Origin of the sequence: Mycobacterium sp. RTGN5 (genome assembly GCF_033804465.1) — a bacterium.
Taxonomy (GTDB): domain Bacteria; phylum Actinomycetota; class Actinomycetes; order Mycobacteriales; family Mycobacteriaceae; genus Mycobacterium.
This window is the reverse complement of record NZ_JAPZLA010000001.1, coordinates 507,824-521,639: the sequence shown is the minus strand read 5'-3', so window position 1 is coordinate 521,639 and position 13,816 is coordinate 507,824. Positions and strand designations below refer to the sequence as shown.

Here is a 13,816-nt window from a genome sequence, read left to right as displayed (position 1 = left end):
GTTCTTCGCACGCGCCGATCGGTGCGTATCTTCCGGCGGGTGCCCGGGTCACTTGTTGGGTCCAACAGCCAAGCTTGAAAGCCTGGTCCCAGAGTTATCTGAAGGGACGCACCTACCAGCGCAGATGCTCTGGAGGGCTATGGCGGTGGCGGAGGGATTTGAACCCTCGGACGGGGGTTACCCGTCACACGCTTTCGAGGCGTGCTCCTTAGGCCGCTCGGACACGCCACCGCCGACGAGCTTACGTGCCGCGGCCGGGCTAACCCAAATCGCGATGACGAGCGAAAAACCCCTCGAGCAGCGTCGCGCATTCGTCGGCCAGCACGCCGCCGCGCACCTCGGGCCGATGCGTCAGCCGCCGGTCTCGCACCACATCCCAAAGTGAGCCTGCCGCACCGGTTTTGGGCTCCCACGCCCCGAACACCACCCGCGCTACCCGCGCCATCACCAGTGCGCCCGCGCACATGGTGCACGGCTCGACGGTCACCGCCAGCGTCGCCCCTTCCAGCCGCCACCCGTCGCCGTAGACCTGGGCCGCCGCCCGTAGCGCCAGAATCTCGGCGTGGGCAGTCGGGTCGCCCAGCTGTTCGCGGGCATTGGCCGCACGGGCCAGCTCGGTGCCGTCTGGCCCGAAGACCACCGCACCGATCGGCACGTCCTCGGGTCCGGCTAGACCGGCAGCATCGATCGCCAAGCGAACGAAGCGCTCATCCTGCGAGTGACTCACCGATCGAGGCGGTCGAGCACTGCTGCCAGCTCGTCGGCGAAACCCATCTCGCGCGCGATCCGGCCGAGCTGTTCGTCGGCGTAGAGATCGGTCTCATCGAGGATCACGCTCAGCACCGGCTCGGGCAGCCCGATGTCGGCCAGTAGGCCCACGTCGCCCTCTTCGAAGGGGTCGGCATCCTCGAGGTCTTCGGCTGAAATATCGGCGTCCAACGTCTCCAGCGCCTCGGCGGCAATGTCGTAATCGAGGGCTGCCGTCGCGTCCGACAGCAGCAGCCGAGTGCCCGACGGAGCGGGCCGCACGATCAGAAAAAACTCGTCATCGATGTCCAACAGCCCGAACACCGCGCCGGCGCTGCGCAATTCTCGCAACTCCGTCTCCGCGGCACTCAGGCTGGTCAGCACCGTCGGACTCATCAGCGAGCAACGCCACTTGCCGTCCTCGCGAACTACAGCTATCGCGAAGCCATCCGGGGTGTCCGACCCCGGGCTGTTCTGCGCTCGCTGTGCCTCCATGGGCGCATACGGTAGTCGCTGATCAGGCCTTTTGACCAGGTACCCATCGGTCGTGGCGCGTTGATGTGCCAACCTGGACAGGTGACGAAGACACCCGTGTGCGTCCTCGGCCTCGGGCTGATCGGCGGGTCGCTCGTGCGCGCGGCGGTGGCCGCCGGCCGTGAGACGTTCGGCTACAACCGATCCGTCGAGGGTGCCCAGGGCGCCCGGTTCGACGGCTTCGCCGCCACCACCGACCTCACCGAGGCCCTGCACTGGGCCGCCGACCGTGACGCACTGATCGTGCTCGCCGTCCCGATGCCGGCGGTGTCGCTGCTGCTCGGCCACGTCAAGGACGTCGCCGGAGACTGCCCGCTGACCGACGTCATCAGCGTCAAAGGCGCCGTTCTCGCCGAGGTGCGCAAGGCCGGTCTGCTGGACCGCTACGTCGGCGGCCACCCGATGGCAGGCACCGCACACTCGGGCTGGACCGCCGGCGACGCGCGGTTGTTCGCCGGTGCGCCATGGGTTCTCAGCGTCGACGAGCACGTCGACGCACGGGTGTGGGCGCAGGTGATGGAGGTGGCCTTGGATTGCCACGCCGTCGTCGTCCCCGCCAAATCCGACGAGCACGATGCGGCGGCGGCGAGCATTTCGCACCTGCCGCACCTGCTTGCCGAAGCACTCGCCATCACGGCCGCCGAAGTACCGCTGGCCTTTGCCCTGGCGGCCGGCTCGTTCCGCGACGGCACCCGGGTCGCGGCCACCGCCCCCGACCTGGTGCGCGCGATGTGCGAAGCCAACACCGACCAACTGCTGCCGGCTCTGGATCGCGCGCTGGAGCTGCTCAATCAGGCCCGTGAATCGTTGGCTTCCAAGAGTTCGGTGGCCGAGCTGGTCGAGGCCGGCCACGCCGCCCGCATCCGCTACGACAGCTTCTCGCGCCCGCAGATCGTGACCATCGCCATCGGCGAGGAGAACTGGCGTGAAGAACTGGCCGCCGCCGGTCGTGCCGGCGGGGTGATCAGATCCGCGCTGCCAGTCCTGGGTAGTCGAGGATGAATCCGTCGTTGTCGACGGTGATGGTGGTCTCTGCGACCGGCGAGTGCAGCTTGATGCCTTCCCCGCTGTCCGGGCCAAGGCTGTTGTAGCTGATCGCGGCCTGCTTGACGGTCAGGTCGGGCAAACTCACGTACACCACGGGCAAGGTCACCGAATCGGTTCGCCGGTACAGACCAGTGCGCCGGATCGGCAGCGCGTTGAAGAACGGGCTGAACACGACGTCGACGTCGAGGGCGCCTTCGTAGGAGGCCCGCGTCTGGCCCTGGTGGTCGGTGATGAGCCACATGTTTTCCTCGTCGCGGGCGATCGACAGCTGGCGATCCCGCTCGGCGAGGGTCACGCTCAGCGACAGCCGCTTGGTCGCGCCGGATTCGTCGGTCACCAGGTCGTAGGACGCGCTGAAGGCGGGATTGGTTGCCGCGGCGGAGGCCACGATGCGGCCGTAGGCCTTGATCCGATTGCCCGATAGCTGGACTCGGGCCGATTCCATCCGCGAATCGTCGTGCGCGCGCCAGGTCAGGATGGCCGGCCAGGCGCTTTCTGTCGCGTCGTTGGCTGCACTCACCCGTCTACCGTATGCGACGGGCCGCTCCGTTCGTAACCAGGTCGCGAACTGCGGCCCTTCCGTGACGCAGGTCCTTGCGCATCGAAACTCACCTCGTCGTCAAGCAGTGGTTGCGGCATCCGCCGGAATCGCCCGGTGCCGGGCACCGAGGACCACACCGCCAGCGCCAGCAGCCCGTCGAGCACCAGCGCCAACACCGTCACCAGCAGCGCACCCACCAAGGCCAGATAGAACTGGCGGACCTTGATCCCGTCGATCAGATAGCGTCCGAGCCCGCCCAGGCTGGCGTAGGCGGCCACCGTCGCCGTGGCAACCACCTGCAGGGTCGCGGTGCGCAGCCCACCCAAAATGAGCGGCAGCGCATTGGGCACTTCGACGCGCAGCAAAACCCGAGTCTCGGTCATCCCCATCGACCGGGCGGCGTCGATGACCGCCGGGTCGACGTTGGCGATCCCGGCATAGGTGCCCGCCAGTAGCGGCGGGATGCCCAGCAGCATGAGCGCGACGGTCGGAGGCAGCAGACCCAACCCCCACAGCAGCACGCCGAGCAGCAGCACACCGAGGGTGGGCAGTGCGCGCAGCGCGTTGACCCCGGTCACAACCAGAAAGGTGCCGCGCCCGGTGTGGCCGATCAGCATCCCGATCGGGATGGCGATCAGCGCGGAGAAGACGACGGCCACCGCGGTGTACTGCAGGTGCTCGAGGATGCGCACCCCGAGACCGGCTTTCCCCTCCCAGTTGGCGGAGGTGAAGATGTAGGCGAGCGCCTGGTGCAGGAAGTTCATGACGACACCTTGACCCGCGCCCAGGGCGTGATGAGCCGGCCGGTCAGCAGGATCAGCACGTCGACGACGATCGCCAACAGGAAGATCGCGATGATGCCGGCGACGATCTGGTCGCTCTTGTCGGCCTGATAACCCTCGGTGAACCAGGTTCCCAGGCCGCCGATCCCGATGACCGAGCCCACCGACACCATCGATATGTTCGTCACTGCAACCACCCGCAGCCCGGCGATGAGAACCGGAATCGACAGTGGCAGATCGACTTTCAGCATCCTGGTCAGTTTTGTGTAGCCGACGGCGGTGGCGGCATCACGCACCTGGGCGGGTACCGCGTCGAGCGCCTCGGGCACGGCCCGCACCAGCAGCGCGGTCGTGTAGAGCGTGAGTGCGACGATGACGTTGGTCTCGTCGAGGATGCGGGTCGGGATGATCAGCGGTAGCACCACGAACAGCGCCAGCGACGGGATGGTGAAGATGATGCTCGCCGTCACGGTGGTCAGCCGGCGCAGCGCGGTGGTCCGCCAGACGTAGGCACCCAGCGGCACCGCGATCACCAAACCAATGACCACCGGAACCAGCGACAGCCGAAGGTGGATGAGGGTCAGCGCCCACGCTTTGTCGAGATGGGTCAGCAGATAATTCATGCTCAGCCACCCCCCGAGTCGCTTCGCTCCTGCCCCGCCGGGTCCCGCTGCTTTTCCAGCGCTTCCACCACATCGTCGGCCCGCACCCCGCCGATCACCTGACCCGCGTCGTCGACGGCCACCCCGAAGCCGGCCGGCGAGGACAGCGCCGCATCGAGAGCGAGCCGCAGCGTGCCGCCCGGCTCGAACAGCGATCCGCCCGCGATGGTGCTGTCGTACAACGATTTACCGCCCCGATGCAGCTCGACGCCCTCGGCATTGAGCCACGCGTACGGGCGGCCGTCGTCGCGGGTCACCAGCCGCCAGTCGCCGGGTGCCAGCGTCAGCGCGTCGATCTCGCCCTCTTTGACCGTCTGAATATCGTGTAGCGGCAACCCTTCTGCCTGCCGGAACTGCAGGCCGCGGTAACCGCGGTCAGCGCCGATAAAACCCGACACGAATTCGTTGGCGGGATTGGACAACAACCGTGCCGGGGCGTCGTACTGCTGCAGGGTGCCGCCGGGGCCGAACACCGCGACCCGGTCACCGAGTTTGATCGCTTCGTCGATGTCGTGGGTGACGAAGACGATGGTCTTGTGCAATTCGCCTTGCAGACGCAGGATTTCGGCTTGCAGCTCATCGCGCACCACCGGATCGACCGCCGAGAACGGCTCGTCCATCAGCAGCACAGGTGGATCGGCGGCCAACGCGCGGGCGACACCGACGCGTTGCTGCTGACCGCCGGACAATTGCGCCGGATAGCGGTCCCCCAGTTTGGGATCCAGGCCCACTCGCTCCAGAACCTCGTAGGCCGCCTTGCGGGCTGTCCGCCGCGACTCACCCTTGAGGACCGGCACCGTCGCGACGTTGTCGATCACCCGCTGGTGCGGCATCAAGCCGCCACTCTGGATGACGTAGCCGATGCCGAGTCGCAGATTGTTCGGGTTGACTCCTGCGATGTCGCGGCCGTCCACCGTGATCGTCCCCGAGCTGGGCTCGATCATCCGGTTGATCATTCGCATCGAGGTGGTCTTGCCGCAGCCCGAGGGACCGACGAAGACCGTGAGGGTGCCGGTCGGCACCTCCATGCTCAGGCTGTCGACGGCAATGGTGCCATCCGGGTACGTCTTGGTGACCGTCTCGAAGGTGATCATCTATTTCCCGATCGGCTTGTCGAAACCGTTGTCGCGGATCCACTTCCGTGCCGCCTCGTCGGGGTCGACCCCGGAGTTTCCGGACACGGCGGTGTTGAGTTCGATGAGGCCCTCGGTGGTGAGCTTGGCCGACACCGCATCCAGCACCTTCTTCAGTTCATCGGATTTCTTCTGCGAACTGACGACCGGCACCACGTTGGCGGCCAGGAAGTTGTTCTTCGGATCCTCCAGCACCACCAGCTTGTTCTGCGGGATCGCCGGTGAGGTACTGAAAATGTCGGCGGCAGTGACGGTGCCGTCCACCAGCGCGCGCACCGTGGCGGGGCCGCCGCCGTCACTGATCGAAACGAAGTTGTCCGGCTTGATGTCCAGTCCGTACTTGGCTTTGAGCCCGGGCAACCCCTCGGTGCGGCTCTGAAATTCCGACGGACCACCGAACTTGACTTCCGGGGAGTGCGCCGCCAAATCACCAATGGTCTTGAGATTCCACTTCTGTGCGGTGGATTCGGAAACCGCAACAGTGTCGGTGTCGTTGGCCGGCGAGGGGTTCAGGATCGACAGATCACCCGGGAGTGCCCGGAACAACGCCAGCTCCACCTCGTCGGGTGTGGTCACCGTGGTCTTGGGATCGAAGTACTGCAACAGGTTTCCGGTGTACTCAGGCACCAGATCGATCGAATGATCGCGCACTGCGGGAATGTAGGTCTCGCGGCTGCCGATGCCGAATTGCCGTCCGACCGTGAAACCGTTGGCTTCCAATGCCTGGGCGTAGATCTCGGCGATGATCTTCGATTCCGGGAAGTCAGCGGAGCCGACGACGAGAGTTTTCAGGTCAGCCGATGCCGATCCGCCGCCGAGTGGATTGGCACTGCCGCACGCCGCTGCCCCCGGCAGGACGAGCATGAACAGAGCCGCTACCAACCACAGTCGCTTTCCGCCCCGCGACGCGCTCATTGAGCGTCCTTTCACCCCGACCTGTTTCACAGACAGTAACGGCAGTGACCGCCACCCGCCCAGGTTTAAACCCCGGTTGTTTCCTTATGGCTCAGAAGGGGCAAAGATGGAGTGATGACCAGTGAAGTTCCAGGCCCGCGCTACGAACCGACGCTGCCGGTTCCGCCGGCGCCGCCGGCTCCTGAGCCGCCCGCGCCCAGCCCGCCGCTGTCGGTGTCCGAAGTCAAGTTCACCCGTACCGCAGCCCTGTGGTCCTCGCTGATCGTCGGATTCTTGATCCTGACGATCTTGCTGATCTTCATCGCCCAGAACACCGAGTCGACATCGTTTGCGTTCCTGGGCTGGCGCTGGTCGCTGCCTGCCGGGGTGGCGATCCTCATGGCGGCCGTGTCCGGCGGATTGGTGACCGTCCTTGCCGGGGCGGCGCGCATCTTCCAGCTGCGCCGTGCGGCGAAGAAGAACCTCAAGGCCGCCAGGAACAACTAGGCGAGCGTCTCCAGGCCGCGACTGATCAGGACGGCTACGGCCTGCCCGGCACGGTCGTCGCCGTCGGGGCGCTCGGTTGCCATCCGCCGGCGGAAGTCGATGCCCGCCGCGATGATCGCCAGCTTGAAGTATCCCAGCGCCATCTGAAAATCCCAGTGCGCCAACGGATGTCCCGATGCTACCGCGTATCGGTGCGCGAGCTCCTCAGCCGACGGCATCTGCGGTGCGGTCCAGGCTGTCTCCTCGTTGAGAATCAGATCGAGCGCCGGATCGCGGTGCACGCACATCAGCGCCGCATCCGAGAGCGGGTCGCCGAGGGTGGACATTTCCCAATCCAGCACAGCGCGAACAACAGTCGGGTCGTTGGCATCGAGGATGGTGTTGTCGATCCGGTAGTCGCCGTGCACGATCGAGGTGCGGCTCTGCTCGGGCACCGTGTCCGCCAGTTTGGCATGCAGCCGCTCGACGTCGCCGTCGCGCGGGTCGTCGTCCAGCCGGACATGCTGCCACTGCGAACCCCAGCGCCGCACCTGCCGTTCGAGATAGCCGCTGGGCTTGCCGAAGTCGCTTAAGCCCACGGCATCCGGGTCGACCTCATGCAGGTCGACGAGCACCCGGATCAGACTGTCGACGCACGCGCTGACCACGTCGGGACCACCGAGGGCGTCCAGTTCGACGCGGCTGCGAACGACGTTGCCCGCCACGTATTCGACCATCTGGAACGGCGCACCCAATACGGAGTCGTCGTCACGCAAGGTGACGGCCGGCGCCACCGGCACCGCGCTGCCGGCCAGCGCGGCCACCACCCGATATTCGCGCCCCATGTCGTGGGCCGACGGGGTGAGGCCGTGCAGCGGCGGGCGGCGCAGCACCCACTTGGAGGCGTCGTCGAAGACCAGAAAGGTCAGATTGGAACGACCGCCGGAGATGAACTGCCCGCGCAGCTCACCAGTGCGCGGGATACCCACGGCACGCAGGTGCCGGTCCAATGCCGCCAGGTCGAGCCCGTCGAGTGAAGTCACCAGCTATGTATAGCTAATAGCGCTGGTTGCGCGGCAACAGGTCCCAGACATGCTCGGTCGTGTTCACCGCGGCCACGGTGGCGAACCCGTTGCGCGCATAGAGCAGGCGTGTGATCGACACGTAGTCGATCGGGAATGACAGCAGCCGTGTGGTGCCGAGCAGCTCGTGCAGGATCACGTTGATCACCCCGCCGTGGCTGAACACGGCCACCGTGTCGTCGTGCTCGGCGGCGGCGACGATGTCGGAGAGCGCCGCGCCCACCCGTCCCCGGAACTCGCCCTCGTCGACGCTGCTGGGCAGCCTGCCCTCGGCCATGCGGGCCCACTCCTCAGGCCGTTCGGTGCGCACCTGCTCAATGGGCACGTAGTGGGACAGGCCGCGGTCGTACTCGGCGAGCCGCTCGTCGATGTCGAGGGTCAGCTCGCGCGCCTGCGCGACGGGCTCGGCAGTCTGGATCGCGCGGCGCTGCGGGCTGCTGACCAGGCGGGTGAGCGGGAATCGCGCCAGCGCGTCGGGCAGCCGCCGGGCTTGGTGCCAGCCTTCCTCGGACAATTCGGGATCGGCTCCTTCGCCGGCCTCGGTCCGGTGCGGCAACGCGTGCCTGACAAGCAGCAACTGCATGAGTGAGATGGTCCTTTCGTACTGGCGCCCGTGCAACGATAAAGCCCATGCGCGCCTTCGTCTGTCCGGTGTGCCACAACTTCGTTCCGTTTGAGGGCGGCACGTGTCAGTCGTGCGGCACCCCGGTGGGCCTTCACCTGCCGAGCAGGTCGATGGTGGCCTTGAACGACGAAGCCGCGGTGGTCGACGGTGCCGCGTGGACGCTCTGCACCCAGTCCGGACCGCTGGCCTGCAACTGGCTGACGTCGGAGTCCGTGGGCGTCGCGGCCCGCGGGCGCTGCCTGGCTCATTCGCTGATCCGGCGCGAACCTGATCCCGACGACACCATCGCCCGCGAGAAGCTCCCGACGGCCACCCTGGCGCTACGCCGGCTGGTCTACCAACTCGACGACCTCGGCCTGCCGGTCGAACCGTACTGGCGCCGCGAGGGCGGCCTTGCGTTCGATCTGTTGTCGAGTTACAGCACCAGCGAGCGGATCACGATCGGCCACGCCAACGGAGTGATCACCATCGATCTGGTGGAATCCCTTGACGCATACCGGGAATCGCTGCGCGTGCAACTGGGCGAGCCATACCGCACGCTGCTGGGACACTTCCGCCACGAAGCAGGCCACTACTACCAGAACGTCCTCGTCGAAACGGGCGCGGGCGCGGATCATTACCTGGGGCGCTGCCGGGAATTGTTCGGCGACGAGCGGGCCAGCTACGCCGATGCCATCACCCGGCACTACGAATTCGGCGCACCGGCCGACTGGCGGTCCTCGTTCATCTCGGAGTACGCCACCATGCATCCGTGGGAGGACTTCGCCGAGTGCTTCGCGCACTACCTGCACATCACGGACACCATCGACACCAGCCGGGAGGCGGGCATGGTGTTGCACGCCGACCGGGTGCGCTTCGCCGCGCCGCGCGACGTCATTCCGCTCGAGTCCTACGCGGTGGCCACAATCGACCAACTGCTCGACGACTGGAAGTGGATCTCGCTGTTCTTCAACCGGGTCAACACCGCGATGGGCAAGGGTCCGCTCTACCCGTTCGAGATCAGCCCACCGGTGGTCGACAAGCTCGGGTTCGTCCACACCGTGGTGCGGGAGTCGGCTAGCGCTTGACCGGCGGCGCGTAGGCGGGCCTGCCGAGGCCAAGGATCTGCTGGGCGATCATATTGCGGAAGATCTCCAGCGTTCCGCCGTAAATGCCTACGGGCGAAGCCAATCGGAAGACATACTCCGCGCCGCCGTCATCGGCGGCGCCCTTGGTACCGACAGGCAGGCTGGCGGCGATACCCAGGATGTCCATCAGATCCGGTGCGGTGTCGCGCATCGTCTGGGCAATCAATACGCGCCCCGACATCGCCGGGGCGCTCAACGCGGCTTCCAGACGCGCGGCCGCGCGCCCAAGTCGGTAGGCGACGGAGTCGTCGTCGATCCGTGCCACGGCGGCCACCCGGTCGACGGCTTCAGCCGTCAACAGGATGTGCTCGCTCATCGTCGCCAGCTTTTGCAGCCCCTCGTTATTGCGTTCGACGGTGCCGTGTTCGGAGTTGAGGGCGTCACGTAAGACCGCCCAGCCGCCATTGACCTCACCGATGCGGTATTTGTCGTCGACGCGGACGTCGCTGTAGTACGTGATGTTGGTGCGGTCCCCATCGACGGTGCGAATTCCCTGTATCTCGATCCCGGCGGAGTCGAGCGGCACCAGGAACATCGTCAGGTTCTTGTGCTTGGGGCCCTCCGGATCGCTGTTGGTGATCAGGAAGACGTACTGGGCGTTGTGCGCGTTGGAGGTGAACATCTTGGCGCCGTTAATGATCCACGCGTCCCCGTCGCGGACGGACCTGGTCTTGACTGTCGCCACGTCGGACCCGCCCTCGGGCTCGGTGTAGCCCAGGCACAGCCGGGTGTGGCCCGACAGCATCGACGGCAGGATCTCGGCGAGCAGGCCCGGGTCCGCGAATTTGACCAGGGTCCTTGCCACCATCATGGTGGTCGGCCAGTGGAACCACGGCGCGTGCGCGCGGCCGATCTCGAGGTCGAAGATCCTGCGCTGAACGGCGCTGAAGCCGCCGTCGGCCTCGCTGTTGAAGTCCTTGGCCAGATACCCGAGATCGCCAAGCGCGAGATGCAGGCCGTCGTGGAAGTTCTCGCCGGTCTCCCGATCGTGGGCAATGACGTCCTCGGTCACCAGGCGGCCCAGATCCGCGCGCACCTGGCGCTGGAACTCCTCGTCCTCGGCGGACAGCTCGACCCGGGAGAAATCCATGACCGTTACAGTACTCAGCGTTGTTGTAACTCCGCCAGGATCTCCTCGGTGTGCTCACCCAGCTTTGGGGCGGCCGACCGCGGCGCCCACGGAGTGCCGTGGAAATCCGCAGGTGTGGCAATCATCGGCAGCGACCCGCCGTCGTCGGGCACATCGACCAAGCCGCCCGCGGCGTGGAACTGCTCGTCACCGAGGACGTCTTCCATCGAGTTCACCGGCGACCAGAACAGTTCAGGCTCGGCCTCGAACGCCTGCGCCCACTCATCCCTCGTCTTGGTCGCGAAGATCTCGTCGAGTGTCGCGATGAGCTCGCGGGAGTTGATCGCACGGTCCCGGGCGGTGGTAAACCTGCTGTCCTCCAACCATTCTGGATGACCCACTGCCCGGCACAACGACGGCCAGTGCCGGTCGGCTTCCAACCCGACGATCCACAACCGCTTCCCGTCCCCCGTCAGGTAGTTGTTCATGCACGGGTTGAACATCGTCTCGCGCTGGCCGATCGCGATGGGCCGCCCGCTCAGCAGGAACGTGTTGAGGTCGAAGCTCACGGTGTAGGTGCCCTGGCGGTAGAGCGACGTGGTGACCAGCTGCCCCTCGCCGGTGCGGGCACGCGCCACGAGTGCGGCGTTGATGGCGGCGGCCAGCGTCATCCCGGTCATGTGGTCGCCCATGCCACCGCGCTGGAAGGGCGGGCTGTCGCCAGGACGGGTGAGCAGGTCGGCCACCCCGGAACGGGCCCAGAAGGCCGCGACGTCGTAGGCCGGGCGGTTGGCTTCCGGCCCCTTCTCGCCGTACCCGGTGATCAGGCCGTACACCAGAGCGGGGTTGAGCGCGGCCACCTTCGGATAGTCCAGGTCGAGCCGGCTCAAGGCATCGGGGCGCACGTTGGTGATGAAAACATCTGCGCCCGCCAGTAATTGGCGTGCGGTCGCCAGGCCGCCGTCGGTGGTCAGATCGAGCACAATGCTGCGCTTGGACCGATTGTCCATCTCGAACGGCGGGTTGCTGCCGTCGTCGAGGCCGAGCATCCGGCCGAACAGACGGGCGGGGTCGCCGGTGGGTGGTTCGATCTTGACGACGTCCGCGCCCCAGTCCGCCAGGATTCCTCCGGCGGCGGGTCCGGCGACCCACACGCCAAGCTCGACAACTCTGATGCCATCCAGCGGACCGGCCATCGTCGCCCCTTTCGTTCTGCGTCCGCCAACGCTAGTGGCTCGACGCTCGGAGAATGCTATTCTCCGAATGGAGATTGAGGAGTTCCATGACGAGAACGGAAAACCCCGTAGACCTGGACACCGCCCTACTCGGTCGGTGGCTCGACACCCAGGACGCCCCCGGTGCCGGCGAAGAACCCTCCGCCGAGGTTCTCAAGGGCGGATCGCAGAACATGCTCTACCGCATCAATCGCGGTGGTCAGGGCATGGTGCTGCGGATGCCCGGGCCCCGCGCCGATGAGCGCAGGCTGGGCGAGCTGCTCCGCGAGATCCGCCTGGAACGCGCGCTCAAGGGCACCGATGTGCCGCACGCCGAGCTGATCGCCGCCGACGAGAGCGGTGAGGTGCTGGGCAAGCCCTTCTACCTGATGAAAGAGGTGGACGGCTGGAGCCCGATGGACGGCGGCTGGGAGGCCCCCTTCGACACCGACCTCGACGCCCGTCGCGACCTGGCCTTCCAGCTGATCGAGGGCGCCGCCAAACTCGGCCGGTTGGATTGGAAGGCTCAGGGCCTGGAGGGGTTCGGCAAGCCTGACGGGTTTCACGACCGCCAGGTGGATCGCTGGCTGGCGTTCCTCGCGTCGTTCCAGGTGCGCGAACTGCCCGGCCTCGATACGGCCGCGGAGTGGCTGCGCAACAACCGGCCCACGCACTTCACCCCCGGGATCATGCACGGCGACTACCAGTTCGCCAACGTGATGTATGCCCACGGAGCGCCCGGCCGGCTGGCCGCGATCGTGGACTGGGAGATGACCACGATCGGCGACCCGTTGCTCGACGTCGCGTGGGCGTTGCTCGGCTACGACGGCGAGCAGCCCAAGGACACCGGCTTCTACCTACCGATGGAAGGCATGCCAACGCGCGGTGAGCTGTTGGCGCACTACGAGAAGATCAGTGGCCTGTCGACCGAAAACATCCACTACTACCTGGTGCTGGCCAACTGGAAGCTCGGCATCGTGCTGGAGAAGACCTACGCCGCCGCGGTCACCAGCGGCAAGGGCGACCCGACGATGACTGAGGCATTCGGCGCCATGGTGCCCGGCCTGATCGCCACCGCCGCCGAGCTGGCCCAGTCCGGCGAGGCTTAAATGGGTTACGCAGATACTCTTTTCGACCTGACCGGCCGCGTGGTGCTGGTCACCGGCGGCAGCCGGGGCCTGGGACGCGAGATAGCACTGGCCGCCGCGCGCTGCGGTGCCGACGTCGTCATCGCCAGCCGCAAGTACGACGCGTGTGTGGCCACCGCCAAGGAGATCGAGGACGAAACCGGCCGTACCGCAATGCCGTACGGCGTGCATGTCGGCCGCTGGGATGAGCTGGACGGATTGGTGGCGGCGGTCTACGACCGGTTCGGCAAGCTCGACGTGCTGGTGAACAACGCCGGCATGTCGCCAACCTACGACACGTTGAGCAACGTCAGCGAAAAGTTGTTCGACACCGTGGTCAACCTCAATCTGAAAGGGCCGTTCCGGCTTTCGGCGCTGGTGGGTGAACGCATGGTCGCCGACGGCGGCGGAGTGATCATCAACGTCAGCACCCACGGATCGTTGCGGCCGGATCCGGCGTTCCTCCCCTACGCGGCGGCCAAGGCCGGCCTGAACGCGATGACCGAGGGGATGGCCGCGGCGTTCGGGCCGACGGTGCGGGTCAATACCCTGATGCCCGGGCCGTTCCTCACCGATATCAGCAAGGCTTGGGATATGTCTGCCGACAACCCGTTCCGCCGGCATGCCCTGCAACGGGCCGGCGAGCCGTCCGAAATCATCGGCGCCGCACTGTTCTTGATGTCGGACGCATCCAGCTTCACCACCGGCTCGATCCTTCGGGCCGACGGCGGCATCCCCTAAGGAGT

16 protein-coding genes and 1 tRNA gene are annotated in these 13,816 nt (G+C 66.5%); 5 read left to right on the top strand and 12 right to left on the bottom strand.

Features of this window, described 5'->3' with window-relative positions; translation table 11 throughout:
* Positions 1 to 140: 140 nt before the first annotated feature.
* From SLQ31_RS02440 to SLQ31_RS02430, 3 genes are all read right to left on the bottom strand, one after another.
* Positions 141 to 231: transfer RNA gene (locus SLQ31_RS02440), tRNA-Ser, on the bottom strand.
* A gap of 28 nt (positions 232 to 259) precedes the next feature.
* Positions 260 to 727, bottom strand: a complete 468-nt coding sequence (locus SLQ31_RS02435; RefSeq protein ID WP_319429343.1) for a nucleoside deaminase — start codon at positions 725 to 727, stop codon at positions 260 to 262.
* Positions 724 to 1,242 (bottom strand): tRNA adenosine deaminase-associated protein, encoded by a 519-nt coding sequence (locus SLQ31_RS02430; protein WP_319429342.1) that lies wholly within the window; start codon positions 1,240 to 1,242, stop codon positions 724 to 726. The genes SLQ31_RS02435 and SLQ31_RS02430 overlap by 4 nt, the downstream gene beginning before the upstream one ends.
* 96 nt (positions 1,243 to 1,338) lie before the next feature.
* On the opposite strand from SLQ31_RS02430, the gene SLQ31_RS02425 reads away from it, so the two are divergent.
* On the top strand, positions 1,339 to 2,283 hold the full coding sequence (locus SLQ31_RS02425; RefSeq protein WP_319432773.1) for a prephenate dehydrogenase: 945 nt from the start codon (positions 1,339 to 1,341) through the stop codon (positions 2,281 to 2,283).
* On the opposite strand, the gene SLQ31_RS02420 is transcribed toward SLQ31_RS02425, so the two are convergent.
* From SLQ31_RS02420 to SLQ31_RS02400, 5 genes are read right to left on the bottom strand one after another with little or no spacing between them, the layout of a single operon-like run.
* Positions 2,246 to 2,848 carry a putative glycolipid-binding domain-containing protein gene (locus tag SLQ31_RS02420; protein WP_319429341.1) on the bottom strand — a complete coding sequence of 201 codons (603 nt, stop codon included), beginning with the start codon at positions 2,846 to 2,848 and terminating at the stop codon, positions 2,246 to 2,248. The genes SLQ31_RS02425 and SLQ31_RS02420 overlap by 38 nt on opposite strands.
* Positions 2,845 to 3,633 carry an ABC transporter permease gene (locus tag SLQ31_RS02415; protein WP_319429339.1) on the bottom strand — a complete coding sequence of 263 codons (789 nt, stop codon included), beginning with the start codon at positions 3,631 to 3,633 and terminating at the stop codon, positions 2,845 to 2,847. Before SLQ31_RS02415 ends, SLQ31_RS02420 begins: the two co-directional genes overlap by 4 nt.
* Positions 3,630 to 4,274 carry an ABC transporter permease gene (locus SLQ31_RS02410; RefSeq protein ID WP_319429337.1) on the bottom strand — a complete coding sequence of 215 codons (645 nt, stop codon included), beginning with the start codon at positions 4,272 to 4,274 and terminating at the stop codon, positions 3,630 to 3,632. The genes SLQ31_RS02415 and SLQ31_RS02410 overlap by 4 nt, the downstream gene beginning before the upstream one ends.
* 2 nt (positions 4,275 to 4,276) lie before the next feature.
* Positions 4,277 to 5,407 (bottom strand): ABC transporter ATP-binding protein, encoded by a 1,131-nt coding sequence (locus tag SLQ31_RS02405; protein WP_319429335.1) that lies wholly within the window; start codon positions 5,405 to 5,407, stop codon positions 4,277 to 4,279.
* Positions 5,408 to 6,361 carry an ABC transporter substrate-binding protein gene (locus SLQ31_RS02400; protein ID WP_319429333.1) on the bottom strand — a complete coding sequence of 318 codons (954 nt, stop codon included), beginning with the start codon at positions 6,359 to 6,361 and terminating at the stop codon, positions 5,408 to 5,410.
* A 114-nt stretch (positions 6,362 to 6,475) separates the two neighbouring features.
* On the opposite strand from SLQ31_RS02400, the gene SLQ31_RS02395 reads away from it, so the two are divergent.
* On the top strand, positions 6,476 to 6,847 hold the full coding sequence (locus SLQ31_RS02395) for a lipopolysaccharide assembly LapA domain-containing protein (RefSeq protein ID WP_319429331.1): 372 nt from the start codon (positions 6,476 to 6,478) through the stop codon (positions 6,845 to 6,847).
* On the opposite strand, the gene SLQ31_RS02390 is transcribed toward SLQ31_RS02395, so the two are convergent.
* Both SLQ31_RS02390 and SLQ31_RS02385 read right to left on the bottom strand, forming a co-directional pair.
* Complete coding sequence (locus tag SLQ31_RS02390; protein ID WP_319429329.1) at positions 6,844 to 7,869, bottom strand: phosphotransferase family protein; 1,026 nt, start codon at positions 7,867 to 7,869, stop codon at positions 6,844 to 6,846. The genes SLQ31_RS02395 and SLQ31_RS02390 overlap by 4 nt on opposite strands.
* Before the next feature lie 13 nt (positions 7,870 to 7,882).
* Positions 7,883 to 8,491, bottom strand: a complete 609-nt coding sequence (locus SLQ31_RS02385) for a histidine phosphatase family protein (protein ID WP_319429327.1) — start codon at positions 8,489 to 8,491, stop codon at positions 7,883 to 7,885.
* A 47-nt stretch (positions 8,492 to 8,538) separates the two neighbouring features.
* On the opposite strand from SLQ31_RS02385, the gene SLQ31_RS02380 reads away from it, so the two are divergent.
* Entirely contained in the window at positions 8,539 to 9,600 is a 1,062-nt protein-coding gene (locus tag SLQ31_RS02380; protein ID WP_319429325.1) for a putative zinc-binding metallopeptidase, read from the top strand.
* Here the strand turns inward: SLQ31_RS02380 and SLQ31_RS02375 are convergent.
* On the bottom strand, positions 9,590 to 10,750 hold the full coding sequence (locus tag SLQ31_RS02375) for an acyl-CoA dehydrogenase family protein (RefSeq protein ID WP_319429323.1): 1,161 nt from the start codon (positions 10,748 to 10,750) through the stop codon (positions 9,590 to 9,592). The two genes, SLQ31_RS02380 and SLQ31_RS02375, sit on opposite strands and share 11 nt — an antisense overlap.
* Positions 10,751 to 10,764: 14 nt before the next feature.
* On the bottom strand, positions 10,765 to 11,925 hold the full coding sequence (locus SLQ31_RS02370) for a CoA transferase (RefSeq protein WP_319429322.1): 1,161 nt from the start codon (positions 11,923 to 11,925) through the stop codon (positions 10,765 to 10,767).
* An 86-nt stretch (positions 11,926 to 12,011) separates the two neighbouring features.
* On the opposite strand from SLQ31_RS02370, the gene SLQ31_RS02365 reads away from it, so the two are divergent.
* On the top strand, positions 12,012 to 13,052 hold the full coding sequence (locus tag SLQ31_RS02365; RefSeq protein ID WP_319429320.1) for a phosphotransferase family protein: 1,041 nt from the start codon (positions 12,012 to 12,014) through the stop codon (positions 13,050 to 13,052).
* Positions 13,053 to 13,811 (top strand): SDR family NAD(P)-dependent oxidoreductase, encoded by a 759-nt coding sequence (locus tag SLQ31_RS02360; RefSeq protein WP_319429318.1) that lies wholly within the window; start codon positions 13,053 to 13,055, stop codon positions 13,809 to 13,811.
* Positions 13,812 to 13,816 lie beyond the last annotated feature (5 nt).